At 72.2% G+C, this 24,877-nt stretch carries 31 protein-coding genes; 13 read left to right on the top strand and 18 right to left on the bottom strand.

The features are described 5' to 3' along the window. Positions 1 to 75 precede the first annotated feature (75 nt). Complete coding sequence (locus ACIBQ6_RS32570; RefSeq protein WP_358284811.1) at positions 76 to 1,422, bottom strand: ankyrin repeat domain-containing protein; 1,347 nt, start codon at positions 1,420 to 1,422, stop codon at positions 76 to 78. Between the two features lie 144 nt (positions 1,423 to 1,566). On the opposite strand from ACIBQ6_RS32570, the gene ACIBQ6_RS32565 reads away from it, so the two are divergent. The 3 genes from ACIBQ6_RS32565 to ACIBQ6_RS32555 all read left to right on the top strand — a co-directional run bounded on the left by ACIBQ6_RS32565 (position 1,567) and on the right by ACIBQ6_RS32555 (position 3,592). After that, on the top strand, positions 1,567 to 2,319 hold the full coding sequence (locus ACIBQ6_RS32565) for a DUF1707 domain-containing protein (RefSeq protein WP_397216528.1): 753 nt from the start codon (positions 1,567 to 1,569) through the stop codon (positions 2,317 to 2,319). A gap of 71 nt (positions 2,320 to 2,390) precedes the next feature. Next, positions 2,391 to 2,891: a SigE family RNA polymerase sigma factor gene (locus tag ACIBQ6_RS32560; protein ID WP_352363802.1), complete on the top strand. Its 501-nt coding sequence runs from the start codon at positions 2,391 to 2,393 to the stop codon at positions 2,889 to 2,891. Between the two features lie 2 nt (positions 2,892 to 2,893). After that, positions 2,894 to 3,592, top strand: a complete 699-nt coding sequence (locus ACIBQ6_RS32555; RefSeq protein ID WP_397216526.1) for a hypothetical protein — start codon at positions 2,894 to 2,896, stop codon at positions 3,590 to 3,592. Between the two features lie 60 nt (positions 3,593 to 3,652). Here the strand turns inward: ACIBQ6_RS32555 and ACIBQ6_RS32550 are convergent, their stop codons facing one another. The 6 genes from ACIBQ6_RS32550 to ACIBQ6_RS32525 all read right to left on the bottom strand — a co-directional run bounded on the left by ACIBQ6_RS32550 (position 3,653) and on the right by ACIBQ6_RS32525 (position 7,335). Continuing rightward, positions 3,653 to 4,357, bottom strand: a complete 705-nt coding sequence (locus ACIBQ6_RS32550; RefSeq protein ID WP_397216524.1) for a sirohydrochlorin chelatase — start codon at positions 4,355 to 4,357, stop codon at positions 3,653 to 3,655. 59 nt (positions 4,358 to 4,416) lie between these two features. Beyond that, complete coding sequence (locus ACIBQ6_RS32545) at positions 4,417 to 5,145, bottom strand: phosphoadenylyl-sulfate reductase (protein WP_358284820.1); 729 nt, start codon at positions 5,143 to 5,145, stop codon at positions 4,417 to 4,419. Continuing rightward, positions 5,142 to 5,285, bottom strand: a complete 144-nt coding sequence (locus tag ACIBQ6_RS32540) for an Insertion element protein (RefSeq protein WP_103955276.1) — start codon at positions 5,283 to 5,285, stop codon at positions 5,142 to 5,144. Before ACIBQ6_RS32540 ends, ACIBQ6_RS32545 begins: the two co-directional genes overlap by 4 nt. Then, on the bottom strand, positions 5,282 to 6,955 hold the full coding sequence (locus tag ACIBQ6_RS32535; RefSeq protein ID WP_358284822.1) for a nitrite/sulfite reductase: 1,674 nt from the start codon (positions 6,953 to 6,955) through the stop codon (positions 5,282 to 5,284). Before ACIBQ6_RS32535 ends, ACIBQ6_RS32540 begins: the two co-directional genes overlap by 4 nt. A 103-nt stretch (positions 6,956 to 7,058) precedes the next feature. Continuing rightward, positions 7,059 to 7,142 carry a putative leader peptide gene (locus ACIBQ6_RS32530; protein WP_311132608.1) on the bottom strand — a complete coding sequence of 28 codons (84 nt, stop codon included), beginning with the start codon at positions 7,140 to 7,142 and terminating at the stop codon, positions 7,059 to 7,061. Between the two features lie 67 nt (positions 7,143 to 7,209). Next, the gene (locus tag ACIBQ6_RS32525) at positions 7,210 to 7,335 is read right to left on the bottom strand and encodes a hypothetical protein (RefSeq protein ID WP_352328175.1); all 126 of its coding nucleotides are present in this window, start codon (positions 7,333 to 7,335) and stop codon (positions 7,210 to 7,212) included. A gap of 55 nt (positions 7,336 to 7,390) precedes the next feature. On the opposite strand from ACIBQ6_RS32525, the gene ACIBQ6_RS32520 reads away from it, so the two are divergent. The 4 genes from ACIBQ6_RS32520 (at position 7,391) to glyA (ending at position 10,977) form a co-directional block, all read left to right on the top strand. Continuing rightward, the gene (locus ACIBQ6_RS32520) at positions 7,391 to 8,155 is read left to right on the top strand and encodes a TIGR03084 family metal-binding protein (RefSeq protein WP_358285967.1); all 765 of its coding nucleotides are present in this window, start codon (positions 7,391 to 7,393) and stop codon (positions 8,153 to 8,155) included. Positions 8,156 to 8,209: 54 nt separating this feature from the next. Continuing rightward, complete coding sequence (locus ACIBQ6_RS32515; RefSeq protein WP_352363810.1) at positions 8,210 to 8,584, top strand: YccF domain-containing protein; 375 nt, start codon at positions 8,210 to 8,212, stop codon at positions 8,582 to 8,584. Between the two features lie 58 nt (positions 8,585 to 8,642). After that, positions 8,643 to 9,575, top strand: a complete 933-nt coding sequence (locus ACIBQ6_RS32510) for a YihY/virulence factor BrkB family protein (RefSeq protein ID WP_358284824.1) — start codon at positions 8,643 to 8,645, stop codon at positions 9,573 to 9,575. 148 nt (positions 9,576 to 9,723) lie between these two features. Next, positions 9,724 to 10,977 carry a serine hydroxymethyltransferase gene (gene glyA, locus ACIBQ6_RS32505; RefSeq protein ID WP_352328178.1) on the top strand — a complete coding sequence of 418 codons (1,254 nt, stop codon included), beginning with the start codon at positions 9,724 to 9,726 and terminating at the stop codon, positions 10,975 to 10,977. Positions 10,978 to 11,032: 55 nt separating this feature from the next. Here glyA and ACIBQ6_RS32500 read toward each other — a convergent pair whose 3' ends face one another. Then, a complete protein-coding gene (locus ACIBQ6_RS32500; RefSeq protein ID WP_397216521.1) occupies positions 11,033 to 12,031 on the bottom strand; it encodes a zinc-dependent alcohol dehydrogenase family protein in 999 nt (332 codons plus the stop codon). A gap of 87 nt (positions 12,032 to 12,118) precedes the next feature. Between ACIBQ6_RS32500 and ACIBQ6_RS32495 the strand changes: the two genes are divergently transcribed. Further along, the gene (locus ACIBQ6_RS32495) at positions 12,119 to 12,442 is read left to right on the top strand and encodes a helix-turn-helix domain-containing protein (RefSeq protein ID WP_358284828.1); all 324 of its coding nucleotides are present in this window, start codon (positions 12,119 to 12,121) and stop codon (positions 12,440 to 12,442) included. 54 nt (positions 12,443 to 12,496) lie between these two features. Here ACIBQ6_RS32495 and ACIBQ6_RS32490 read toward each other — a convergent pair whose 3' ends face one another. Both ACIBQ6_RS32490 and ACIBQ6_RS32485 read right to left on the bottom strand, forming a co-directional pair. Beyond that, positions 12,497 to 13,219 (bottom strand): zf-HC2 domain-containing protein, encoded by a 723-nt coding sequence (locus tag ACIBQ6_RS32490; protein WP_358284830.1) that lies wholly within the window; start codon positions 13,217 to 13,219, stop codon positions 12,497 to 12,499. After that, positions 13,216 to 13,704 carry a sigma-70 family RNA polymerase sigma factor gene (locus ACIBQ6_RS32485; RefSeq protein WP_358285969.1) on the bottom strand — a complete coding sequence of 163 codons (489 nt, stop codon included), beginning with the start codon at positions 13,702 to 13,704 and terminating at the stop codon, positions 13,216 to 13,218. Before ACIBQ6_RS32485 ends, ACIBQ6_RS32490 begins: the two co-directional genes overlap by 4 nt. Positions 13,705 to 14,047: 343 nt before the next feature. Between ACIBQ6_RS32485 and rsgA the strand changes: the two genes are divergently transcribed. Both rsgA and ACIBQ6_RS32475 read left to right on the top strand, forming a co-directional pair. Beyond that, positions 14,048 to 15,145: a ribosome small subunit-dependent GTPase A gene (gene rsgA, locus ACIBQ6_RS32480; RefSeq protein WP_397216519.1), complete on the top strand. Its 1,098-nt coding sequence runs from the start codon at positions 14,048 to 14,050 to the stop codon at positions 15,143 to 15,145. A gap of 85 nt (positions 15,146 to 15,230) precedes the next feature. Beyond that, positions 15,231 to 15,857, top strand: a complete 627-nt coding sequence (locus ACIBQ6_RS32475; protein ID WP_358284834.1) for a phosphoribosyltransferase family protein — start codon at positions 15,231 to 15,233, stop codon at positions 15,855 to 15,857. A gap of 32 nt (positions 15,858 to 15,889) precedes the next feature. On the opposite strand, the gene ACIBQ6_RS32470 is transcribed toward ACIBQ6_RS32475, so the two are convergent. Continuing rightward, positions 15,890 to 16,261 carry an ATP-binding protein gene (locus tag ACIBQ6_RS32470; RefSeq protein WP_397216516.1) on the bottom strand — a complete coding sequence of 124 codons (372 nt, stop codon included), beginning with the start codon at positions 16,259 to 16,261 and terminating at the stop codon, positions 15,890 to 15,892. Positions 16,262 to 16,492: 231 nt separating this feature from the next. Between ACIBQ6_RS32470 and ACIBQ6_RS32465 the strand changes: the two genes are divergently transcribed. Together ACIBQ6_RS32465 and ACIBQ6_RS32460 are read left to right on the top strand one after the other, a co-directional pair. Beyond that, positions 16,493 to 17,374, top strand: coding sequence for a helix-turn-helix transcriptional regulator (locus ACIBQ6_RS32465; RefSeq protein WP_358284839.1), 882 nt, complete (start codon positions 16,493 to 16,495; stop codon positions 17,372 to 17,374). 133 nt (positions 17,375 to 17,507) lie between these two features. Next, entirely contained in the window at positions 17,508 to 17,741 is a 234-nt protein-coding gene (locus ACIBQ6_RS32460) for a DUF397 domain-containing protein (protein ID WP_352327185.1), read from the top strand. Positions 17,742 to 17,766: 25 nt separating this feature from the next. Here ACIBQ6_RS32460 and ACIBQ6_RS32455 read toward each other — a convergent pair whose 3' ends face one another. Next, positions 17,767 to 18,399 (bottom strand): maleylpyruvate isomerase N-terminal domain-containing protein, encoded by a 633-nt coding sequence (locus ACIBQ6_RS32455; RefSeq protein ID WP_358284841.1) that lies wholly within the window; start codon positions 18,397 to 18,399, stop codon positions 17,767 to 17,769. 83 nt (positions 18,400 to 18,482) lie between these two features. Here ACIBQ6_RS32455 and ACIBQ6_RS32450 point away from each other — a divergent pair, with 83 nt between their 5' ends. Then, a complete protein-coding gene (locus ACIBQ6_RS32450) occupies positions 18,483 to 19,040 on the top strand; it encodes a TetR/AcrR family transcriptional regulator (protein WP_397216514.1) in 558 nt (185 codons plus the stop codon). 36 nt (positions 19,041 to 19,076) lie between these two features. On the opposite strand, the gene ACIBQ6_RS32445 is transcribed toward ACIBQ6_RS32450, so the two are convergent. The 6 genes from ACIBQ6_RS32445 to ACIBQ6_RS32420 form a co-directional block, all read right to left on the bottom strand. Beyond that, the gene (locus ACIBQ6_RS32445; protein WP_397216512.1) at positions 19,077 to 19,874 is read right to left on the bottom strand and encodes an alpha/beta fold hydrolase; all 798 of its coding nucleotides are present in this window, start codon (positions 19,872 to 19,874) and stop codon (positions 19,077 to 19,079) included. 67 nt (positions 19,875 to 19,941) lie between these two features. Further along, positions 19,942 to 21,162, bottom strand: a complete 1,221-nt coding sequence (locus ACIBQ6_RS32440) for an esterase-like activity of phytase family protein (RefSeq protein WP_397216510.1) — start codon at positions 21,160 to 21,162, stop codon at positions 19,942 to 19,944. Between the two features lie 327 nt (positions 21,163 to 21,489). Further along, positions 21,490 to 21,801, bottom strand: a complete 312-nt coding sequence (locus tag ACIBQ6_RS32435; protein WP_125634885.1) for a WhiB family transcriptional regulator — start codon at positions 21,799 to 21,801, stop codon at positions 21,490 to 21,492. Positions 21,802 to 21,901: 100 nt separating this feature from the next. Then, positions 21,902 to 22,771: a sucrase ferredoxin gene (locus tag ACIBQ6_RS32430; RefSeq protein ID WP_397216508.1), complete on the bottom strand. Its 870-nt coding sequence runs from the start codon at positions 22,769 to 22,771 to the stop codon at positions 21,902 to 21,904. Between the two features lie 111 nt (positions 22,772 to 22,882). Beyond that, a complete protein-coding gene (locus tag ACIBQ6_RS32425; protein ID WP_397216506.1) occupies positions 22,883 to 24,370 on the bottom strand; it encodes a glycerol-3-phosphate dehydrogenase/oxidase in 1,488 nt (495 codons plus the stop codon). After that, a complete protein-coding gene (locus tag ACIBQ6_RS32420; RefSeq protein WP_352363842.1) occupies positions 24,363 to 24,872 on the bottom strand; it encodes a helix-turn-helix domain-containing protein in 510 nt (169 codons plus the stop codon). The genes ACIBQ6_RS32425 and ACIBQ6_RS32420 overlap by 8 nt, the downstream gene beginning before the upstream one ends. Between the last annotated feature and the right edge of the window lie 5 nt (positions 24,873 to 24,877).

The following is a 24,877-nucleotide window of genomic DNA, read 5'->3' as shown; positions in this document are numbered from 1 at the left end:
GCGGCCCCTGCTCCAGGGCCAGAACCCCGGCCCCCGGCGGCCCCGCCCAGCGGGCGGCCGCCGGGGGCGACAGGGTCACTCCCCGCCGATCCCCGTGACGAGGTCTCTGGCGTAGTCGTCGTCGCTCTCCTCCAGCACCCGCCTGACGCCCTGCTCGGCCCGCTCGTCGCCGCGCGCCGCGAGCCCCCGCGCCGCCTCGGCCACCGTGCGCAGGTCGGCGTCGGCCAGCCGGTCGGCCAGCGCCTCCCGGATGCGGGGCGTGTCCGCCGACAGCCCGGCCAGCCCGGCCGTGGCCCAGTCGCGGATCTCGGCCTCCTCGTCCCGGGACATCTCGATGAGCAGCGACAGGCCCTCCTCGTGGTCGGCGGGCAGGACGTCGGCCAGCGCGATGGCGTCCGTCATCGTGCGCTTGTGGCCCGGCCGGCCGATGATGTCGAGCACGGCGGGCAGCGCGCGCGGGTCGCCCTGGTGCCCCAGCGCGGCCAGCACCGAGCGCAGCACCTGCGGGTTGCCCTCGGTGGTCACCATCTTCTGCAGCAGCGCCAGCGTGCGGTCGAGGTAGGGCTTCTCGCCGTCGGCGAACCCGAACTGGGCGATCGCGTCGACCCCGAACTCCCGCTCGCGCGCGTCCTCGCTCACGCACAGCCGGGACAGGGCCTCGTAGGTCTCGTCGTCGGCCCGCCGGCCGAGCGAGTCGGCCACGATCCACCAGGTCTCGGCGTCCTCGTCGACGTCGCGGTGGGCGACGGCCCTGGCGACGAGCTGGTCGACCGGCGTGTGGACGCCCGCCGCGTCCTCCAGGACGGTCGCCACGGCGGCGTGGCCCCGCTGGGCCTGCACCTGCTCGGTCTGCGAGCCGTCGGGGGAGCGGCCGGCCACGGTGACCAGCTCGGTGCCGTCCTTGGCGTACTGGCGGCCGACGACGTACTCCCAGCCCTCCTGGGCGATCTGGTCGAGCAGCGCGGACTCCAGGTGCACGCCCACCCAGTCGGCCGCGATGTCGAGCGGGCTGTCGCCGTCGCCGTCGAACTTCTCGTGGTCGGCGCCCGCCTCCAGCAGCGTCTGGACCACGCCCAGCGCCCCGCGCCTGGCCGCCAGCGTGAGCGGCGTGTCGCCGTCGTCGTTGGCCGCGTCGACCTCGGCCCCCGCCTCGATCAGCACGCCCGCGGTCGCGGCGTGGCCGTTGGCGGCGGCCCAGAGCAGCGCCGTCCAGCCGCCGGCCTCGCGGCCGTTGACGTCGGCCCCGGCCGCCAGCAGCGCCTCGGCCACCTCGACGCGGTCCCAGGCGGCGGCCGCGCAGAGCGGCAGCCCGGCCTCCTCGCCCTCGCTGGCCTTGTTGGGGTCGGCGCCGCCGGTGAGCAGCTTGCCCACGGTCTCGGTCTCGCCGTTCAACGCCGCGCGATAGAGCTGTTCCTCATGCATGACAGGACCCTAGCGTCTTCGCAGCCCGCGGTCGCCGGAGCACGCTGACGGGCGGTCCGTGGGCCCCGGGACCATCCAAGGGTGTACGGATGTTCCTCCCAGGGGAGGAGCCCCAACCGGCCCAAGACGCGATATGTTGCGTCTATGACAGATCCGGGTGAGGTGCGCGCGTCGGACGCCGAGCGCGAGGCCGTCGTGGAACAGCTCCGTGTCGCCTCGGTCGAGGGCCGGCTCACGCTCGCCGAGCTGACCGACCGTACCGAGGCCGCCTACACCGCGACCACGCACGCCGAGCTCGCCCTGCTCACCCAGGACCTGCCCGTGGGCCGCGGGCCCGCGCCCACGCCCCCCCCGGCCCGCGAGGGCGGCAAGCGGCGCTGGTTCGTCGGCATCATGGGCGACACCAAGCGGCGCGGCACCTGGCGCATCGAGCAGGAGCTCGGCGCGGTCGCCGTCATGGGCGACGTGCTGCTCGACCTGCGCGAGGCCGAGGTGCGCACGGACGTGGTCGACGTCACGGCGGTGTCCGTGATGGGCGACGTCAAGATCATCGTGCCCGACGGCGTGAACGTCGACCTCGACGGCGTCGCCGTGATGGGCGACAAGAAGGTCGACGTGCTGGAGGCGGCCCCCGGCATGAACGTGCCGGTGATCCGGGTGCGCGCCTACGCCGTGATGGGCGACGTCAAGGTGCTCGGAGACTCCCGCGCCCAGCCGGTCAAGCGCGGCCTGGCCGCCTGGCGGGAGCACTGGCGGGCGCTGCACGGCGACGACTGGCGCGAGGTCGGCCGCCAGATGCGGGACGACGCCCGCGAGGTCGGCCGGCAGATCCGCGACGAGCACCGCGCCCTGGAGCGCGAGCGCCGCGACCGCCGCCGCGACCATGGGGGTTACTGAGGCCGTGCAACGCGGGCGGGGGTCTTCGGCGTAGTGATCGGTGAACATCACCGGACAGTGAGGACCCCTCGATGCGGGATCGTGCCGACTTCGAGCGATACGTCGAGCAGCGCTCGGCCCGCCTGCTCAGGACGGCGTACCTGCTGTGCCGCGACTGGGCCACGGCCGAAGACCTGACGCAGACCGCGCTGGCCAGGGCCTGGCTGGCCTGGCGGCGGGTCGGCGCGAACCCCGACCCGTACGTCTACCGCATCCTGACCAACACGCACGCCTCCTGGTGGCGGCGGCGCTGGCGGGGCGAGGTGGCCACGGGCGAGCTCCCGGACCGCCCCCAGGAAGCGGACGACACGGCCGGGCTCGGCACCCGGGACGCGCTCAGGGCCGCCCTGGCCGCGCTCCCGGCCAAGCAGCGGGCCGTGGTCGTGCTGCGGTACTTCGAGGACCTGCCCGACGAGGCCATCGCCGAGATCGTGGGCTGTTCGGTGTCCACCGTACGCAGCCAGGCCAGCCGCGCGCTGGCCAAGCTGCGGCTCGACCCCGCGGCCAGGGCCGCGGCGGAGACGGGGAGCTGACGATGACGGAACAGCGACTGCGTGACCTGCGTGACCTGCTCGAACACGACACCGCCGACGCGCCCCCTGGCGGGGTGCGGCTGGCCGACGTGGACGCCCGCGCCCGCCGCATCCGGCGGCGCCGGGGCCGGGCGGCGGCCTCGGTGGCGGCGGCGGCCCTGACGGTCACGGCCGTCACGGTGCTCACCGTGGACGCCCGGCCCGTTCCCGTGTCCACCCCCGCCGCCGGGGACGTGTGGGCCGGCGCCCTGGCCCAGCCCGCGCCGGCGCGCGCCCGGCCCCGGCCGCCGCTCTTCCACGGCTACACCCAGGGCGGCAGGCGGGAGACGTTCACCTTCGAGTCGAAGGCCGGGAAGGTGTCCTTCACCCTCACCTGCCCGTCGGGCGGCTACGGGCTGGTCTGGCTCAACGGCGACCTGGTCGCCACCGGCGCGTGCGGGCCCACGGTCCGGCAGCCGCCCGGCTGGTTCGGCGACGCCACGGCCCGCGACGGCGTGAACGAGCTGAGCGCCGCCGTGGTGAAGGCCGCGGACGCGGGCACCGGCACGATGACCGCCGAGCGCGCCGACGAGCTGCTGGCCTGGACCGCCTCCTACCCCGCCGACTGGCGGCTGACGCTGGTGGACGCCCGCACCCGCGCGTGCCGGCCCGACGTGGTCAGCGTCGATCCGAGGACCGGCGCGATCACGGCCCAGTGCTGAGCGCCCGGTGCTGAGCGCCCGATGCTGAGCGCCCGGTGCTGAGAGTTCGGTGCTGAGGGCTCAGCCGGCCACGGGCAGGCGCTCGCGCAGGGCCGACTCGTACCGCTCCAGCAGCACGTCCACCAGCTCGGGCGCCGGGCCGAGCACGTCGGCGCAGACGGCCGGGGCGGTGGCCCGGCGGATCCGGTCGGCGAAGAAGCCGGGAGCCAGCAGGTAGGGGGCGACGGCCACCCGCGGCGCGCCCGCCGCCCGAAGCCGCGCGACGGCCTCCCCGGGCGTCGGCCCGGCGGCCGAGGCGTAGGCCGCGGTCACCGTCCACCAGCCGGCGCGCCGCCAGGCGCGGGCCATGCCGGCGATCACCTCGTTGGCCCTGGCGTCGCTCGACCCGGCCGAGACCAGCACGACCGCCGTCTCCGGGTCGCCGGCCGGCACGCCCGCCTCCGTCAAACGCCGCTCCAGCGCCGGCAGCAGCAGCGGGTGCGGCCCGAGCGTCGTGCCGTAGCGGACCCGCAGGCGCGGATCGCGCGCGCGGGCCTCGTTGAGCGCGGCGGGCAGATCGACCCGGCTGTGGTAGGCCTCGGTGAGCAGCAGCGGCAGCACCACGGCCTCGCTCAGCCCGTCGAGCGCCTGACCCAGCGTGGGCGCGCAGTGGTCGAGGTAGGCCACCCGCACCGGCAGCTCAGGACGCGCCACGCGCACCCGGTCCAGCAGCGCGGCCACGGTGGCGGCGGCACGCGGGTCGCGCGACCCGTGCGCGACCGCCACCAGTGGCACGCGCCCGGGGGCCGGCCCGTCTGCCAACGGGACGCGGCCCCTGCCGGGGATCACAGGTGAATGCCGCATTCGACCTTCCCCAGCCCCGCCCAGCGGCCGCTGCGCGGGTCCTCACCCTCGGCGACCTGGCGCGTGCACGGCGCGCAGCCGATCGAGGGGTAGTTGTCGTAATGCAGGGGGTTGATCAGCACGCCGTTGTCGGCGATGTAGTTGTCGACGTCCTCCTGCGTCCAGGCGGCGATCGGGTTGACCTTCACCATCTGGCGCTTGGCGTCCCACTCGACGACCTTGGTGTCCGTACGGCTGGACGACTCGTCCCGGCGGATGCCGGAGATCCACGCCAGGTACGGCTCCAGCGCCCGGTTGAGCGGCTCGACCTTGCGCAGGTAGCAGCACAGGTCGGGGTTGCGGCCGAACAGGCGCGGCCCGAGGTCGCGATCCTGCTCCTGGACCGTCCTGGACGGCTTGATGTCGATCACGTTGACGTCATAGACCTGCCGCACGGCGTCACGGGTGCCGATCGTCTCGGCGAAGTGGTAGCCGGTGTCGATGAACAGCACGTCCACGCCCGGTTTGACGCGGCTCACCAGGTCGATGAGCAAGGCGTCGCTCATGGAGGACGTCAGGCACAACCGGTCGCCGAACGTCGCCGCGGCCCACCGGATGATCTCCCGGGCCGGGGCGCCCTCAAGGAACGTGGCGGCGGACTCGACGATGTCCTGCAGGTCGAGCGTGCCACGCTGATCTCGCAATCCCACCTCGATGTCGACGAGCGTCATATCTTCACTCCGATTCCGAGAAACTTCAGCTTGAAGGCGCGGGCGCAGGCGCGGCAGTACCAGCCGCCGTCCCCCTCGTAGGGCTCCAGGTCCTCGTCACCGCAGTACGGGCAGTGGAAGGGGACCGCTCGCGTGGTCATTTCAGGTCCGCCTCGTCCGCGCGCTGCACCCAGTCGGCGAAGGACTCGCCCTCCTTCTTCTGGGCGTCGTAGTTGCTCACCACGCGCTCGACGTAGTCGGGCAGGGCCTTGGCGGTGGTCTTCAGGCCGCGCACCTTGCGGCCGAAGCCGGAGTTCACGCCGAGCGAGCCGCCCAGGTGGATCTGGTAGCCCTCGACCTGGTCGCCGTTCTCGTCCACGACGAGCTGGCCCTTCAGGCCGATGTCGGCGACCTGGATGCGGGCGCAGGAGTTGGGGCAGCCGTTGACGTTGATGGTGAGCGGCTGCTCGAAGTCGGGCAGCCGCCGCTCCAGCTCGTCGATCAGGTGCGCGGCGGTGGCCTTGGTCTCGACGATGGCGAGCTTGCAGTACTCGATGCCGGTGCAGGCCATCGTCTGGCGGCGGAACGTGGAGGGGTTGACCTGCAGGTCGTTGGCCTCCAGCTCGGCCACGATGGACTCCACCCGGTCCGGCGCGACGTCGAGGACGACCATCTTCTGCTCGACGGTGGTGCGCACCCGGCCGGAGCCGTGCCGCTCGGCGATGTCGGCGATCACGTGGAGCTTGTCGCCGTCGAGACGGCCCACCTTGGGCGCGAAGCCCACGTAGAAGTTGCCGTCCTTCTGCGGGTAGACGCCCACGTGGTCGCGGCGGCTGCCGCGCGGCAGGGTGGGCGCCGGGCCGTCGGGCAGGCTCTCCTTGACGTACTCGGTCTCCAGCACCTCGCGGAACTTCTCCACGCCCCAGTCGTTGACCAGGAACTTCAGCCGGGCCCTGTGCCGCAGCCGCCGGTAGCCGTAGTCGCGGAAGATGCCGATCACGCCCGCGTACACGTCGTCGACGCGGTCGGGGCTGACGAAGACGCCGAGGCGCTTGGCCAGCATCGGGTTGGTGGACAGGCCGCCGCCGACCCACAGGTCGTAGCCCGCCTCGCCGTGCTCGTTGACGACGCCCACGAAGGCGACGTCGTTGATCTCGTGCACCGTGCAGTGGGCCGGGCAGCCGCTCAGCGCGCTCTTGAACTTGCGCGGCAGGTTGGAGTACTCGGGGTTGCCGATGAACTGCCGGTTGATCGACTGGATGTCGTCGGTGGCGTCCAGCACCTCCTCGGCGTCGATGCCGGCCAGCGGGCAGCCCAGGATCACCCGCGGGGTGTCGCCGCACGCCTCGGTGGTGGACAGGCCGACGGCCTCCAGGCGCTCCCAGATGTCGGGCACCGACTCGATCTCGATCCAGTGGAGCTGGATGTTCTGCCGGTCGGTGAGGTCGGCCGTGCCGCGCGCGTACTCGTTGGCGATGTCGGCGATCGTGCGGAGCTGGCGCAGGTCGAGCTGGCCGCCGTCGATGCGCACGCGGAGCATGAAGTAGCGGTCGTCGAGCTCCTCCGGCTCCAGGATCGCGGTCTTGCCGCCGTCGATGCCGGGCTTGCGCTGGGTGTAGAGGCCGTACCAGCGCATCCGGCCGCGCAGGTCGGCGGGGTCGATCGAGTCGAAGCCGCGCTTGGCGTAGACGTCGATGATGCGCTGGCGGACGTTGAGCCCGTCGTCGTTCTTCTTGTTCTCTTCGTTCTTGTTCAGCGGTTCCCGGTAACCGAGGGCCCATTGGCCCTCGCCGCGCGGGCGCTTGTGATGCCGGCTGGCAGGGGTGCTCATTGCGCGTCCTTCGTTTTGTGGGCGCGCGCAGCGTTCCTCCTGCCTCGTCGTCGAGTGCAGGGGTTCAGGTGGGTGCGACGCGCTCTGCGGTAAAGAAGATGAGTTAGCGGGCGTCGCAACAGATGGCACTGCGGACACGCTGAAGGTCGACGTGGCGTCGACCGACGAGCATGGGGTCCGCTGGCATACCTTGAAGATACTCCGGAGATCCCGGATGTCCAAGATGGGGTCCAGAGTCTGGACTCCGCGGGCCCCTAACCCTGGCGCGGCCAGTCGAGCGGCGACTCCTGCGGCCGCTCCTCGCTCTGGTGCTGGCAGTCGCACCAGGAGCCGCCGCGGCAGTCGTCGTGACGCTTGTCCTTGCAGCTCTCGCAGATCACGTCTGCATTATTCTCCCAGAACGTTGTTCGGGTTAGGCTGGCGCGCGTGGACCTCATGGCCGGACTGCTGGCCGACCTCCGGGCCGAGAGCGATTCCCTGGAGGCGCTGCTGGCGCCGCTGCGCCCCGCCGACTGGGAGACGCCCACGCCCGCCGCGGGCTGGGCGGTGCGCGACCAGGTGAGCCACCTGGCCTGGTTCGACGACGCCGCCGTGGTGTCGGTCACCGACCCCGACGGCTTCCGTGCCCTGGCCGCGCGGGCCGGCTCGGTGGACGAGCTCGCCGAGGCCGCGCGCGGCCTGCCGCCGGGGGAGTTGCACGCCTGGTTCCGCGCGTCCCGCGCCCGGTCGCTGGAGGCGTTCGCGACGCTCGGCGCGCGCGTGCGGGTGCCGTGGTTCGGGCCGGCGATGTCGGGGGCGTCCTTCGTCACCGCGCGCCTGATGGAGACCTGGGCCCACGGCCAGGACGTGGCCGACGCGCTCGGCGTCGCCCGGGAGCCCACCGAACGGCTGCGGCACGTGGCCCTGCTCGGCGTCCGCGCCCGGCCCTACAGCTTCGCCGCCCGCGGCCTGCCCGAGCCCGCCGGGCCGGTACGCGTCGAGCTCACCACCCCCGGCGGCGACCTGTGGACCGCCGGCCCCGCGGACGCGCCCGCCGCCGTGCGCGGCCCGATGCTCGACTTCTGCCTGCTCGTCACCCAGCGCGTGCACCTGTCGGACACCGCCCTGGAGCCGGCCGGCGAGCCCGCCCGCGCCTGGATGGAGATCGCCCAGGCGTTCGCCGGGCCGCCGGGGAGCGGGCGGCCGCCCAGGTCAGGGTAAGTTCAGGGTCGTACCGGATGACGTCGGCGGCACGGCCGGTGACATGCTGTGAGCATGCGGACCATTCTGAACGTCATCTGGCTCGTGTTCGCCGGCATCTGGCTGGCGATCGGCTACGCCGTGGCCGGGATCATCTGCTGCATCCTCATCGTCACCATCCCGTTCGGCATCGCCTCGTTCAGGATCGCCGCCTACGCTCTGTGGCCGTTCGGCCGTACGGTCGTGCGCGATCCCGACGCCGGCGTCTTCTCCCTCATCGGCAACGTCATCTGGTGCGTGGTCGCGGGCATCTGGCTGGCGATCGGGCACGTGGTCACCTCGATCCCCCTGTTCATCTCCATCATCGGCATCCCCATGGGCATCGCGAACCTCAAGCTGATCCCCGTCTCCCTCCTCCCGCTGGGCGCGCGCATCGTGGACAACGACTAGGGCAGGAGCCGGGACGTAAGCTGTCCCGGAGAGTCACTGCGAAATACCGTTGGGTGCCATGACGTCCACCAATGCGCCTTCCCGGTCCAGGAGGCGGCTCGCCTCGAACGCCCGGGCCAGGCTGAACTGGGTGCTCGACACCAAGTCGTGGGCGATCGTGCGCGCGGCCACGAACGCCGGTGTCAACTACCGGGTCACCGGCCTGGCCGGCGAGGCCGCGTTCTTCGCGCTGCTGTCGCTGCCGCCGTTCGTGCTGGGCCTGATCGGCGTGCTGGGCAAGCTCGGCACCTGGCTCGGCGGCGGCGTCGTCACCGAGGTCAAGAGCTGGGTGATCGAGCAGGCCGGGCTGCTGTTCACCGACGACGCCGTCAAGAAGGTCATCAACCCGCTCATCACCGACGTGCTCAGGGACGACGCCAACAAGGTGTCCATCATCTCGCTGGGCTTCCTGCTGTCGCTGTGGTCGGGGTCGCGGGCGCTCTACGTCTACGTCGACCTCATCTCGGTCGCGTACGGGCTGGGGGAGGAGCGCGGCATCATCCGCACCCGGCTGATGTCGTTCGGCCTCTACGTCGTCGGCCTGATCATCGGCATCATCGTCATGCCGATCCTGGTCATCGGCCCCACCCTGCTCAAGGACGCCCTCCCCGGCGAGTACGGCATCCTCATCGACATCCTCTACTGGCCCGTCGTGATCAGCGGCTCGGTGCTGTTCCTCACCGTGCTCTACCACGTCAGCGTGCCGGTGCGGACCAAGTGGTACCGGGAGCTGCCCGGCGCGATCCTGGCCCTGTTCCTGTGGATCGTGTGCGCCGCCGTGCTGCGGGCGGTGCTGGCGGCCTGGTTCTCGCCGGTGTCGGTCTACGGCTCCCTGGCCGCCCCGATCGCGCTGCTGCTGTGGCTGTACATCACCGCCCTGGCCGTGCTCATCGGAGCCATCCTCAACGCCGAGGTCGACCGGCTCTGGCCGGGCGTGAGCCGGACCAAGTAGTGGGACGAGCGGCCCGTTGCGCATCCGCTATCGTCTAGGGCGACGCGACTGGCGCATTCGGTGGGATCGACCACCAGGGAGCGAATCAACCGGGAGCGGAGGCCGAGCGCCTGGGTCTTCGCCAATTGTCAATGATGACAGGGGAGTCATGAGTTCTCTTGCTAGCGCCGACCCGCAGCTCGCCGAGCTCATCAAGGCGGAGGAGCGCCGCCAGGCCGACACCGTCAAGCTGATCGCGTCCGAGAACTACGTGTCCAAGGCCGTGCTCGAAGCGACCGGCACGGTGCTGACCAACAAGTACTCCGAGGGCTACGCGGGCAAGCGCTACTACGAGGGCCAGCAGGTCATCGACCAGATCGAGACGCTGGCGATCGAGCGGGCCAAGGCCGTGTTCGGCGTCAACCACGCCAACGTCCAGCCGTACTCGGGCTCGCCCGCCAACCTGGCCGTCTACCTGGCCTTCCTGCAGCCCGGCGACACCGTGCTCGGCATGGGCCTGCCCTTCGGCGGCCACCTGACCCACGGCTGGTCGGTCTCGGCCACCGGCAAGTGGTTCAACCCGGTCCGTTACGGCGTGCGCCGCGACACCGGCCGCGTCGACCTCGACGAGGTCCGCGAGCTGGCCCTGGAGCACCGGCCGAAGCTGATCTTCTGCGGCGGCACCGCGATCCCGCGCACGATCGACTTCGAGGGCTTCGCCTCCATCGCCCGCGAGGTCGGCGCCGTGCTCGCGGCCGACATCGCGCACATCGCCGGCCTGGTCGCGGGCGGCGCCCACCCGTCCCCGGTGGGCCACGCGGACGTGATCTCCACGACCACCCACAAGACGCTGCGCGGCCCGCGCGGCGCCATGCTCATGGCCACCAGCGACGAGCACGCCACCGCGCTCAACAAGGCCGTCTTCCCCGGCCTCCAGGGCGGCCCCCACAACCACACCACCGCCGCCATCGCCGTCGCGCTGCACGAGGCCGCCCAGCCGTCCTTCCGCGACTACGCCCACCAGGTCGTCGCCAACGCCAAGGCGCTGGCCGAGGAGCTGTCCAGCCGGGGCTTCGACCTGGTCTCCGGCGGCACCGACAACCACCTGATCCTGCTCGACCTGACGCCCAAGGGCATCGGCGGCAAGCCCGCCGCCCAGGCGCTCGACCGGGCCGGTCTGGAGACCAACTACAACGCGGTGCCGTTCGACACCCGCAAGCCGTTCGACCCGTCGGGCATCCGCATCGGCACCCCGTCGGTCACCTCGCGCGGCATGGGCGAGGCCGAGATGCGGCAGATCGGCGCCTGGATGGACGAGGTCGTCACGGCCCTGGCCAAGGGCGACGCCGAGGACGTCATCACCCGCGTCCACCACGAGGTCAGCGAGCTGACCGCCCAGTTCCCGGCCCCCGGCCTGTCCTGATCCGGCGGCCCGCCCGTCCGGCCCGTCCCGTCCCTCACGGCGGGCGGCCGGACGGTCAGTGCCGGACCGTCACCACGATCTTGCCGAACTGCGCGTTCGACTCCAGGTGCCGGTGGGCCCGCACGATCTCCTCCAGGTCGAACGTGCGGTCCACCACCGCCCGGAAGGCCCCCGAGCGCAGCCCCGACGCCACGAACGCCGCCGCCCGCCGCAGCCGCTCGGGCACCCGCGTCGTCTCGTGCATCGTGTACGTCCGCATGTTCAGCGCCGGCATGCCGAGGTCGATCCCCGGATAGGGCGTCGGCTGGCCGCTCAGCGCGCCGTACACCAGCAGCAGCCCCTCGGGGGCGACCACCCTGGCCAGGTCCGTCACGCCCGGCCCGGCCACGGCGTCGAAGACGAACTCCGCGCCGCGCCCGCCCGTGGCCGCCAGCACCCGCTCGGTCACGTCCTCCTCCCCGGTGACGATCACCTCGGCCGCGCCCTCCTTCAGCAGGGCCTCCTTCTTGGCCGCGGTGCGGGTGAGCGCGATCGGCGTGGCGCCCATGCGGTCGGCGACCCGGATGGCGGCCAGGCCCACGCTGCTGGAGGCGGCGTTCAGCACCACCGTGTCCCCGGGACGCATCCCGCCCACCTCCACCAGCGCGCCGTAGGCCGTCACGTACGGCATCCACACGGCCGCGCCCTCCACCGGATCCACCCCCTCCGGACGGGGCAGCACCGCAGCCGCCGGCACGACCGCCCGCCCGGCGTACACGCCGTAGTCGTTCTGCGAGAACGCCGGCACCGTGCTCACCGGCTGCCCGGCCCGCAACCCGGTGACGCCCGCGCCCACCGCCTCGACCACCCCGGCGGCCTCGGTGCCCAGCCGGGCGGGGAAACTCCGTACGGGCTCGATGTAGTGGCCGCTGCGGAACAGCGCCTCGGCCCGGTTGAGGCCGATCGCGTCCACCCGGATCCGCACCTCGCCGGGCCCCGGCTCGCCGGCCGCCACGTCCGCCAGCTCCAGCACCTCGGGCCCGCCGAGCTCGTGGAACAGCACCGTCCTGGTCATCACATCGTCCTTCCGCGTCAGAGGCCGCCATTCAACCGCCGAAGTACGACTGCCGTCAAACTTCGATGGATGTCGTACTATGGACCCATGGACGCCGACCGCACCCCGGACCACCCCGACCTGCGCGAAGTCACCCTGCAACGGGTTCTCGAAGCCCTCGTCGACCCGGTCCGGCGCAGCATCGTCACCCAGCTCGCCACCGCCGCCGGCGACATCAGCTGCGGCGGGTTCGACATCTCGGTGAGCAAGTCCACCGCCACCCACCACTTCCGGGTGCTGCGCGAGGCCGGCCTCATCCGGCAGCACTACGCCGGCACCTCCCGCCTGAACACCCTGCGCAGGGCCGAGTTCGACCAGGCGTTCCCTGGCCTGCTCGACGCCGTCGTCACCGCCGACCGCGCGTCCGCCTGAACGCGGCGAGGCTCTCCCGCCCGCGGCGGAAGGGCCTCGCGCGGGTCCGCGACCTCAGGTCCTGACGGTGAGCAGGGTCGTCCCCGTCCTGGTGACCACCTCGAAGCGGTCGATCTCCGCCAGCGGCGTGGCGCTGCCGCCGTGCATGTAGAGCGGGGCCGGCGAGCCCGGCACGCCGTAACCCGGCGCCGGCACCGACCATCCGGTCATCACCCGCCGCTCGCCCGACTTGCCCACCGACACCAGCTCGCACTCCAGCGGCCCCTTCACCCCCGACAGCTTGAGCGCGGCGTGCGTGCCCCAGCCCTTCGACTCCACCACCAGCCCGCCCGACACCCCGCCGACGCCCTTGCCCGCGATCGGCGTGCCGTCGGCGTAGAACTGCTCGGCCGGGCCCATGTGGTCGGCGCGTCCCGCCATCGCCTGCGGCGGGTCGCCGCCGCCGGTGAGCTGCGTGCCGACGGTCAGCCCGCCGGCCACCAGGGCGACCGCCGCGGCCATCCCGAGCAGGAACGTCCCCCTGCGGGCCCGCCGGTCGGCCGCCTTCTTGCGCTGGAGCAGGTCGACCACGCCGGCCTGCCCCTCACGGGGAGGAGGGCCGGCGTCCTCCAGGGGGCCGATGCCGTGCAGCACGCTCGCGACCCCCGCCAGGTCCGACAGCTCGAAGCGGCAGGAGGGGCAGGTGCGCAGGTGGGACTCGAAGGCCAGCCGGTCGTCCTCCTCCAGCAGGCCGAGGGCGTAGGCGCCCACGTCGGTGTGCTCGACTTGCGAGGTCACGCCGTCACCCCCCGCTCCTCCAGCGCGACCCGCAGCGCGCGGACCGCGTAGTAGACCCGCGACTTCACGGTGCCCACCGGGATGCCGAGCGCGGCGGCGGCGTCGTTGACCGACCGGTCCCGCAGGATCGTCTCGTTCAGGATCTCGCGATGCGCCGGTGACAACGCCTTCAGCGCCTCCGACACGACCACCTGGCGCAGCAGCCCCTCCAGTTCGTCCGGCACCGGCACGCAGTCCAGCGCCCCGTCGCCCGACTCCGGCGGGCGCGCCTCCCTGCGCCGCCGGTCGTCGATCACGATGCGTCTGGCCACCGTGGCGAGCCAGGGCATGAGCGAGACCGAGTCGGGGTCCAGCCGCTCCGCGCTGCGCCAGGCCCGGATCATCGTCTCCTGCACCACGTCTTCCGCCCACTGCCGGTCGCCCGCCGTCAGCCGTACCACGAAGGCCAGCAGCGGCCGGTGGTACTCCCGGTAGAGCGCGGACACGACCACCTCGTCGTCCGGTCGCACCCGCCGGATCAGATGGCGTAGGCGCGGCTTGCCCACCGGGGCCGTCCCCTCGGCCGAGGGCGGGGGATACGTGCTGATCCGCATCATTCCCCTTTCTCGCGTCCGTCGGGAGGGAGTACGCTCGGCCGCCCTGGCGGGGTTCAACGGATCGCCGAACATAATGCGATTGCATCTGCCGGGACAGGGTGGTTAGAGTCGCATTCGTAACTGATCGAGGAGGTGAGGGCTATGCGGGTCGTTCTGTTCCGCCTGTCGTCCGTCTACCTCCGGGCCCTCGTCTGAGCTGCCCGTTTCCTTCTCGATCAAAGGTTTCACCGTCTTGTCTTACGACCTTTCCCTGCTCGGCTGGACCGATCTGCGCGCCGCCGAGCTTCCTGCTGACACCGTCCCGGCGCGGGTGGCCCGCGTCGACCGCGGCGCCGCCGAGGTGATCGCCGCCGACGGTCAGCAGCACGTCCGCTACGGCGCCCGCGTGCGCCGTTCCTCCGCCGACGACCCGGTGGCCCTGCCGTGCGTCGGCGACTGGGGCGCGCTCCGATGGCTGCCCGAAGGCCGGTACGAGCTCGACCAGGTGCTCTCCAGGACCACCGCGTTCATCCGGGGCGGCGTGAGCCGCCACTCGACCGGCGGCCTGTCCGGCGACGGCCAGGGCCAGGTGCTCGCGGCCAACGTCGACGTCGTCTTCGTGGCCGAGCCGTCCATGCACTCGACCGACTTCGCCGACCTCGGCCGCATCGAGCGCCTGGTGGCGCTGGCCTGGGAGTCCGGCGGCACGCCCGTCGTGCTGGTGACCAAGTCCGACCTGTTCGAGGCGGGCCTCGACGAGCTGATGGCCGACGTGCGCGCCGCCGCGCCGGGCGTCGACGTGCACGCCGTCTCCTCGGTGCTGGGGGAGGGGGTCTCGCTGGCCGCGAGCTACCTGCACGGCTCGCGTACGGCGGTCGTGCTCGGGCCTTCCGGCGCGGGCAAGTCCACCCTGGTCAACGCGCTGGCCGAGACCGGCGTGATGGACACCCAGCAAGTGCGCGCGGCCGACGGGCGCGGGCGGCACACCACCGTCCACCGGGAGCTGATCCCGCTGCCCGGCGGCGGCCTGATCATCGACACCCCGGGCATCCGCCGGATCGGCCTCTACGACATCGGCGAGGGCGTCGACCTCGTCTTCGCCGACATCGAGCAGCTGGCCGAGCGGTGCCGCTTCGCCGACTGCGGGCACGTCAGCGAGCCGGGCTGCGCCGTCCTGGACGCCATGGAGAACGGCGAGCTGCCCGAACGCCGGCTGCAGAGCTGGCGCAAGCTGCAGCGCGAGGCCGCCTGGATGGCGTCCCGCACCGATGCGCGGCTGCGCAAGGAGCAGCAGAACAAGTGGAAGATCATCCACAAGGAGATGCGCCGCTCCAGCCGCTACCGCCCCTGACCGTCTTCGGCCGGCTTTCTCGCCTTCCTCCTGGCTGGTGCGGGAGGAAGGCGAGTAGAGCCGGTCGTGCGGGTATGCACAGGTCATGCGGGTGTTCGCGGATCGGGCCGAGGCCGGGGCGTTGCTGGCCGAGCGGCTGCCGGAGGTGCGCGACCCCGTCGTGCTGGCGTTGCCGCGCGGCGGGGTCGCCGTGGCCGTGCCGGTCGTCCGCCGGCTCGGCGGCGAGCTGGACGTGCTCGTCACCCGGAAGATCGGCTACCCGCCCGCTCCCGAGCTGGGCGTGGGGGCGATCGCCGAGGGCGGCGAGCCGGTGTTCGACCTGACGATGCTCGACCGGCTGGGCCTGACGCCCGAGGACGTGGCCGACGTGGTCGAGCGGGAGCGGCACGAGCTGGCCAGGCGGGTGCGGGCCTACCGGGGCGACCGGCCGCTGCCGCCGCTGGCCGGACGTGAGGTGATCGTCGTGGACGACGGCCTGGCCACGGGCGTGACGGCACGGGCCGCCCTGCGCGCGGTGGCCGCGGCCCGCCCCGCCAGGGTGACGCTGGCCGTGCCGGTCGGCGCGGAGGAGACCGTCGAGATGATGCGTGCGGAGGCCGACGAGGTGGTGGTGCTGCTGACCCCGATCGACTTCAGGGCGGTCGGCCAGTGGTACGAACACTTCGACCAGCTCACCGACGACGACGTGCTCGACCTCCTGGAGCGGCGGTGACCCTCACCGGACGGCGCCGCTCGTACCGGTGTCTATGCGGACAGGACCGCCCAGACCAGCTTCCGCGAGCCGCCGGGGGCGAACCAGCCCCACGCGCTGCAGAGCGCGTCGACCAGCCGAAGCCCGCGCCCGAACTCGGCGAACACGTCGGCCGGCGCCGCCACCGGGACGGTCTCGCTGTGGTCGGTCACCACGCAGGCCAGCTCGGGCCGGCGGAAGAGCAGCCGGAGCTGCACGGCTCCGCCGCCGTGCCGCATCGCGTTCGTGACCAGCTCGGAGACCACCAGTTGCACGTCGTAGACCAGGTCGGCGGCGGCCCACGAGGTGAGCGTCTGGTCCACGAACCGCCGGGCCATCGCCACGCAGGCCGGTTCGAACGCGGTGCGCTCGTGGAAGGGGAACACCGCGTCGCACTCTCCGGCGCGCCCATCCACCAGAATGGTGGCGAGCCACCCTGGTGGCCCGGAACCGATGGCGGCTTGCGGCCGAGCGTCGAAAGTCGTCATTCTGGCCCCCGAAGCGCGGTCTGGTGATCCAGTGCCCATCTTTACGGGGTGTGGGTAGTGATGCAAGACTTTTCGTGTTTTACCGATGCGAATACCATCTGCACGTGCAGATGATCTAGGAGCGGTCGAGTGAGCGCACAGAGCGCGGAGGGAAAGCTTCTCAGCTACACGCCGGGAAGCCCGACGGTGCTGCGGATCCTGCTGGGTACGCAACTGCGCAGGCTCCGTACCGAGAAGGGTATCTCCCGGGAGGATGCCGGGTACTCCATTCGCGCATCTCATGCGAAGATCAGCCGACTTGAGCTCGGTCAGGTGAGTTTCAAACAACGGGACGTCGCCGACCTGCTCACCCTCTACGGCGTCACCGCCCCGGACGACCGCGAGCCGCTGCTCGCCCTGGCCCGGCAGGCCAACGCGCCGGGCTGGTGGCACAAGTACGGCGACCTGCTGCCCGGCTGGTTCGAGGTCTACATCGGGCTGGAGGGGGCCGCCTCGGCCATCCGCACGTTCGAGAACCAGTTCGTCCCCGGCCTGCTGCAGACGCCCGCGTACGCCAAGGCCGTGATCCGGCTCGGCAACGAGAAGGCGCTCGACCCCGAGCTCGACCGCCGCGTCACCCTGCGCACCACCCGGCAGAAGCGGCTGGAGAGCGGGCTCAAGCTGTGGGCCGTGATCGACGAGGCCGTCCTGCGGCGGGGGCTCGGCGGGGCCGGCGTCATGCGGGAGCAGATCCGCCACCTGCTCGACGCCACGGAGGAGCGCAACGTCACCGTCCAGGTGATGCCGTTCGAGAGCGGCGGGCACGCGGCGGCCGGCGGTTCGTTCAGCATCCTGCGTTTCCCCGAGCGCGAGCTGCCCGACGTGGTCTACATGGAGCAGCTCACCAGCGCCCTCTATCTGGACAAGCCGGCCGACTCCGACCACTACATGGAGGTCATGGACCGGCTGAGCATCCAGGCCCTGGAGCCGAAGCAGACACGGCGCTTTCTGGAACAGCTCATTTCCGGATGAGCTGCTGAAACTCCTGTGATCCACTCCATAGTCGGATTTTTGGTCATCCGGTATATGGAGTCTGTCGTGCTGTCGTATGGTCAGCGCAAACGCGGATGCACGTGCATCCGTAAGATCGCTAGGAGCTTCCCCCATGCACGAGTTCCGGAACGGAACGCCCGCCGGTCACCTCCCCGTCGTGTGGCGCAAGAGCAGGCGAAGCAATCCCAACGGCAACTGCGTCGAGGTCGCGGGCCTGCCCACGGGTGAGATCGCCATGCGCAACTCCCGGTTCCCCGACGGCCCGGCGCTGGTCTACACGCAGGCCGAGATCAGCGCGTTCGTCCTGGGGGCCAAGGACGGCGAGTTCGACGACCTGATCGTCTGAGCACCCGGTCTGATCCCCCGTCTGATCAGCGGGGTTCGTTGTACCAGCGCCACCGGGTCAGGCGCGGCCGTCCGGGCAGCTCGCCGCGGCCGGTCGCCCACAGCAGCGTGGCCCAGGGGGCGGTGTCCACGGGGACGTCGGGGAACAGGCGGGCCAGCACCCGCGAGCACAGGTCGGCGGGCGGCTCCCAGGCCAGTCCCAGCCCCTCGGACACGTCGTGCATATGCACGAGCGTTTCCACCAGGCCCATCGCGGCGGTCGCCGACGCGTCCGCCATGCCGAAGATGTGATGACCGCGCGCCTGCGGCGGCGCGGTGCGGACCATGGCCGACAGCAGCGCGCCGGAGGTCTGGAGCACCTGCAGCAGCCCGGTGGGCCCGGCCGCGCGGTCGGCGTGGATGGTGTTGTTGGGGCCGCCGGGCCTGCGCCGCTCCAGCACGAAGGGCACGTACGTGTCCAGCGGCGGCACGCTGAGCCCGAGCTGGGCGGCGTAGGCGAACAGGTCGTCGGCGAGGTGCTCGACGGTCTCCCAGCAGGTCCACTCCAGTGAGCCCGCCTTCGCCTCCCACGCCTGCGGCGGCGCGTCCCGCAGCGTGTCGACGGCGAGGGCGACGGCCTGGTCGAGGTCGTCCGCGGTCACGAGCGCTGAATCCGGCATGCAGGGCACCTTATCGCCGTCCGCTTCGTGCGCCCGCGTGTAGGGTCGTCACGATCCGCGCGGCCGGACGGGAGCCGTACCGCATGACCGAGCCCGAAGACCTCACCGCGCGCGCCCGCATCAGGGAGGCGGCGCTGCTGCACTTCGGCGAGCACGGCTTCGAGGGGGCCACGACCCGCGCCGTCGCCGGGACCGCCGGGGTGACCCCGGGGCTGCTGCGCCACCATTACGGCTCCGAGCAGGCGTTGCGCGAGGCGTGCGACGAACACCTGATCAGGCTCGTCCGGCGGATCGACGACGACGTCCGCGCCGGCGCCGTGCCCGCCGGGCGCAACTCCGTGGCCGCGGCGCTCGACGCGCTGGCGCCCTACCGGCTGTACGTGGCGCGGGCGCCGGCCGAGGGCTGGGCTGCGCCGCTGTTCGACGGCATCGCCGAACTGAGCGAGCGGTGGCTGGCGGAGCTCGACGAGACCCGCACCGACGAGCCGTTCGCCGGGCGCAGGGCGCGCGACCGTGTCCACGGCCATGTCGCCCACCCGCTCGCGCTCACCCTGCTCGACCTCTACTCCCACCCCCTGCTGACCCCGGAGGCGGCGGCGGAGCTCCGCGACGCCCTCGGCAAACCCCCCGGAAGCAGATGATCCAGCTCAGGATCGTTTCATTCTGGACGGACCCGCTCAGGACAGGAAGTCGGTCAGCGTCGGCAGCAGCGCCTCCGGCCGGCCCAGCACGCCGTGGTCCTCGCCGGGCAGCACCACGTGCCGGGCGCCCGGCACGGCGTCGGCGACGGCCCGCACGGCGTCCAGCATCCACTTCGGGGACTGGTCGCCGCCGATCGCCAGGGTGGGCACGGTGATGCCGGACAGCCGCTCGACCGGCAGTGACTGCCCCGGACCGCACACGGCGGCGTCGTAGGCGAGCGTGTGCGCCAGGCTGGTGAACCAGCCCCACACGGGCTCCGACCGCATGCCCGCCACCACCTCCGCGGGCACGTCGGCGCCCTCGGTCAGGAACAGCGCCACGGCCTCGTCGCGGCGATCGCCCTCGACGAGGGCGCGCAGCCGCTCGGCGAAGTCGCCGCCGGGCGCGGTGCGCGCGCCGTCCACGACGTACGGCGGCTCGTAGACGGCCAGGCGGGCGATCGGCAGCCCGTACGCGGCGGCCTCCAGCGCCAGGATGGCGCCGGAGGAGTGGCCGAAGACGCTCGCCGAGCCGCCCGCGTGCTCGATCAGCGCGGCGAGGTCCTCGATCTCGCGCTCGACGGCGTAGGCGGGCGCGTCGCCGCTGCCGCCCCGGCCGCGGCGGTCGTGGGCGATCGCGCGGAAACCGGGGGCGAGCGCGGCGGCGAGGGCGGCGACGGTGGTGCGGTCGTTGAAGGCGCCGCCCACCAGGATCACCGGGTGGCCCTCGCCGCTGCTCTCGAACGCGATGCGGGTGCCGTCGGCCGAGGTGACGGTCTGAACCGTGGACTGCATGTCGAACTCCTTCTGCGGGCTCTTGTCAGCAGGAGGTCGGAGCCGTCCCACGCTTCTCTACATGCTTCTACCGGAGAATTCGCGGATCGGCCTGAAGGCCGCGCGAGAGCCGGACGGTGATGAACTCGTTGTCGTCGGGACGGCCCGGCGTGCGGCCGCTGGAGAAGGGGAAGTTGTTGTCGTCCAGCAGGCCCAGGGTGCGGTCGTCGAGGACGACGACGTCCTCGATGGTCTGGAACGGGAACCGGAACGTGCCGGGCGCGCCGCCGAGGCCGCGCGGGTCGGCCAGGTCGAGCAGGTCGGCCACCTGCGTCTTGTCCAGGGCGCCGTCGTGGTCGCGGTCGCGCGTGTCGGCCAGGTAGACGCGCTTGACCTTGGCCGCGTCGCCCTGGAGGTTGTCCCGCTCGATGATCAGGAAGCGGTTCGCGTCCACGGCGACGGCGTCGCCGATGGAGTGCGCGGGGTCCTCCAGCCGGTACGTCCACGTGCGCCCGGTGTATGCGCGCTTGCGCAGGTCGAACTCGTTCATCCGCAGAGTGCCCGCGGGGTCGCCGCTCACCGTGCCTTCGAGCAGCGGGTAGAGCCGGCGGCCGTCCACCGACCTGGCCATGCCCTCGAAGCCCTTGGAGCTGGCCAGGTTGGGCTGGGCGCCGTTCAGCCAGGGGTTCTCGGGGGCCTTGACGCCGGGCAGCTCGATCGGGGCGTCGAGCAGCCGGCCCTTGCGGTCGAAGTGCAGCAGGAACGGCCCGAACTCGTCGCCGATCCAGTACGTGCCGTCCGTCGCGCGCACGATCGACTCGACGTCGAAGTCGGAGCCCGTCAGCGTACGGTCCTGGCGGGTCAGGGCGAACGGGACGAGCCCCCGCGGGTCGGTCAGGTTGAAGCCGCCGAGCACCTCGACCGTCCTGGCGGCGAAGTCCGGCTTGACGCGGTGCACGCGCAGGAGGAAGTCGGCGCTGTTGGCCTTGTTGCCGAAGCCGTTGTCGGACAGCACGTCGAAGGTGCCGTCGTGGCGGCGGGCGATGCCGCTGAAGCCCTGCACGGGCTGGCCGGGGAAGGGCGGGGTGACGCCGTTGACCGGCGCGGCGCCGAGGAGGGAGCCCGACGGCTCGCTGCCGGGCACGTAGGTCTGCGCGGGCAGCGCGGCGAAGCCGGTCAGCGTGGCGCGGCCGAACGCGGCGGGTCCGCGGTCGCCGGGCCGGGCGGGGTCGGCCAGGGCGGCGGTGGCCGGGGCGGCGAGGGCGAGCGCCATGGCCGCCGCGCACGTCAGGGTGGTGATGCGTCTCATGGCGGGCACGCTAGAGGCGGCACATGACGGCATTCCGAACAGGAGACGACCTTCAGGGACGCTCGCGGAGGAATCGGACACGCGCGAGCCCGGTTATCTACGTACATGCCCGGACGAAAGGCGCGCAGGACGGGAAACGCGACGGCCACCCCTGCCCTGGGTCGGGCGGGGGTGGCCGGGCGATGCTTTGTGCGGGATGACGATCTCGGGCCTGATCAGGCAGTTGCCCCGACCGGGTTCGCCAGAGCCTGGACATGGAAGGCCAGGCTCCGGTTCATCGGGACAACTGAGTGATCACGCGATGATCGTTGATGCTGCCGAGGTGTGTCAGGCGGCGGAGATGCCGGCGCTGGCGGCGCGGCGCATGCGACGGCGACGCTCGCTGGCGCGCTCGTCCTCGTTGAGACCGCCCCACGTGCCGTACTTCTCCGGCCGGGACAGCGCGTAGTCTAGGCACTCGTTGCGGACAGGGCACCCGGCGCAGATCGCCTTGGCCTTCCGCTCACGTACGTCACGCTCGGGCTGCCGCTCCCCGTCGGGGCCGAAGAAGAGCACGAGATCCTCACCCCGGCACGCGGCATCATCCTGCCAACCCCAGCTGGGGCGCGGGCGGGCGAGCTGCCGACGTACCTGAGACATGAGAAAACCACCTTCGTGAGAGGTATTTCGGTAATTGAGCCGCATTGGACGCTTTTGGCGTCACTGTTCCAACGCAAGGACGGGCCGTGATGTTCCCTAGTCAGGCGAGGGCGGGCGTGGCGTACCGCACAGGCGTGAGCCTGTCCAGCGAAACCAGCCGGTAGGTGGTGATCGTCTCGGCGCAAGCCGTACCACACGGCGCTGTGAACGCCGATGGCTCAACCACAACCTGGAACCGGACGTCTCCGCAGCGCACGACTGCTTCGGTGACGTCGCCGTCCGACCTGGAGGATTCCACGGCCACTGCGCCGACGGAGCACTCTCCCGTATGGGCTCGGGCAAAATGCTCGACGGCTTGCAATGGCTCAGGGATGCCTGCGCGCCCCCGGAGACGGTCGAGAATGATCTCGCCCGACCGGTACGCGTTAGCCGCTGCCAGTGCAGCAGCCTGAGACATGCTGCCGTAGAAAATTCCGTGTGGCAAGCACACGAGGTTGGCGGCGTAGCGATCGCCGCCAACGTGTGACGTTTCCCACACTCTGTCCGGCAAAGATTCGGCCAGCGACCGAGCGAGGGGTAGTCCAATGCGGGCGCAGCACGCATTGCGCTTGGCGTGCGTGCAGACCAGAAATACCGGCTCGTCTTCAAGTATGCAGGACTCCGGGAGCACTCCGGCCACGAAGGCGTCCAGGTCAAGATCGTCCGGACCTGCGACGACGCCGCCGGCCAACCAGGGGCGGTCGCCCGCCGCGTAGGCCAGTAGCACACGGATGCCCTGGTCCCGCTGGCGGGTTCGCTTGCCCGGCCGCCTGATGAGCTGGGGCCTGATACCGCGTTCGAGCGCTCTGCGCACGAGTTCGGAGATTTCTTCAGGAAGTTGCAAGCTTTCCGGGTGGGACGGCCACGGCCCGGCGTACTCGACGAGCAGCCAGAGCCTGGCTCCCACGGTGGCGCTGGCCAGGGTGGGCATGGCTCCCGTGTGGCAGCCCGCCGGATGCTCGCATCCCCTCGCCAACGCCTCCCCCTTCCCGAAGAATTAGGTAAGGATAACCTAACGCATCGGTGGGGTTCGGGGCCGGGGTCACCCGGTCCCGAGCACGTCGCGTGTCGCGGGCAGCGCCCGGTCGCGGTCGGCGGCGACCAGGCCGATCCTGGTCCTGCGGTCCAGCAGGTCGGCCTCGTCGAGCGCGCCCTCGTGCCGGACCGACCAGAGGAGGTCGCCCTTGGTCAGGCCGAGCCCGACCTCCTCGGGGTGGGCCTTGACCAGCTCGTACGCCGCCGCGGCCTCGCTGCCGTACCGCTCGGCCAGCCGGGGCGGCACGCCGTCCGGCTGCGGGCCCGCGCCGACCAGGGGGATGTGCTTCGTCCGGCTCGGTCCGGCGCTGAGGTCTTTGAGGGAGACAGCCCGGTCGATGGCGTCCTCGGCCATTCGCCGGTATGTGGTGAGTTTGCCCCCGACGACCGTGACCACGCCGCCGTCCGACAGCACCGCGTGCCGGCGCGAGAGGTCCGCCGTGCGGCCGTCGGCGGCCAGGAGCGGCCTCAGGCCCGCGTACGCGCCCGCGACCGCCTCAGGGGTCACCGGAGCCTCCAGAATGCCGTTCAGCACCTCCAGGAGCGCCGTGACGTCCTCGGCGGGCACCTCGGGGACGTCGGGCACCGGCCCGTCCAGTGGCTCGTCGGTCAGTCCGACGTAGACGCGGCCGTCGCCCTGGGGGAGTACGAGCGCGAATCGGTTGCTCTCTCCGGGAATGGGCACGTGCATGCCGGCGATCAGCCCCGGCAGCGTCCCGGCGTCGAGCACGAGATGGCTGCCCCGGGACGGCCGCAGCCGCACCGCCGGGTCGAGCTGCCCGGCCCACACGCCCGTCGCGTTGACCACCGCTCTGGCCCGGATGGTGAACCGCTCGCCGGTCAGCTCGTCGCGCACCTCGGCGCCCTCGTCCGTGAGCCGCAGGGCGCGGCAGCGGGTCAGGACGCGGGCGCCGTGCCCGGCGGCGGTCCTGGCCAGCGCCACGACCAGGCGGGCGTCGTCGAGCAGCCGGCCGTCCCACGACAGCAGGCCGCCGCGCAGGCCGTCGCGCGCCAGCACCGGCGCGAGCGTGTGGGCGCGCGCCGCGCCGAGCCGCGTGGGGCCGGGCAGCAGGCGGCGCGGCGTGCGCGCCGCGGTCCGCAGCCCGTCGCCGAGCCGGTAGCCGGTCATCACCAGGGCGGCCTGCCGAGGGGAGACCGCCGGCGTCAGCGGCAGCAGGTACGGATGGGCCTTGACCAGGTGCGGAGCCGTCGTCCTGAGCAGGATGCCGCGCTCGACCGCGCTCTCGTAGGCCACGTCCACCTGGCCCTTGGCCAGGTAGCGCAGCCCGCCGTGGACCATCTTGGAGCTCCACCTCGACGTGCCGAAGGCCAGGTCGTGCGCGTCGACCGCCGCTACGCTCAACCCGCGGGAGGCGGCGTCGAGGGCCGCGCCGGCTCCCGTCGCGCCGAGCCCCACCACCAGCACGTCCAGCCGCTCGTCGGCGACCACGCCCAGTTCGTACGTCCTTCTGCGGGCGTTCAGCGAGCTATCCAAGGTAGGCCTCCAGCAGGGCGGCGAGTTCGGCGTCCAGGTCGTCGAGCGTCACGGGGTCGAGCATCGTGGGGGCCGACAGCAGGAACGACTGGGCGACCAGCAGCACGGCCCGCGCCCTGGCCGGCCCGCCGACGGCCGGCTCCAGCAGGGCCAGCACCGCCTCGTGGCTCGCCCCCCGCCGGTCCAGCAGGTACGGCAGCAGCAGCTCGGGGTCCGCCTCCACGATCTTGCGCCAGAGCGGGTGCCCGCGCAGCCCGCGCACGCCCGCCACGATCGCGGGCACCGGATCGGACAGGTCGAGCCCCGACACGACCGCCACCCACTCCCGCGTCATCAGGTCCGCGACCAGCGAGCGCACGTCCGGCCAGCGGCGGTAGATCGTCATCCGCGACACGCCCGCCCGCCTGGCCACGTCCGTGAGCGTGGTCCTGCGCACGCCGTAGGCCAGCACGCAGGCGCGGGCCGCGTCCAGCACACCCTCATTGTGACGGTTCGACGTCATGTGTC

This window comes from Nonomuraea sp. NPDC049655 (assembly GCF_044465465.1).
Classification (GTDB): domain Bacteria; phylum Actinomycetota; class Actinomycetes; order Streptosporangiales; family Streptosporangiaceae; genus Nonomuraea.
The sequence above is the reverse complement of the archived record's forward strand: the minus strand, read 5'-3'. Positions and strand labels throughout refer to the sequence as shown.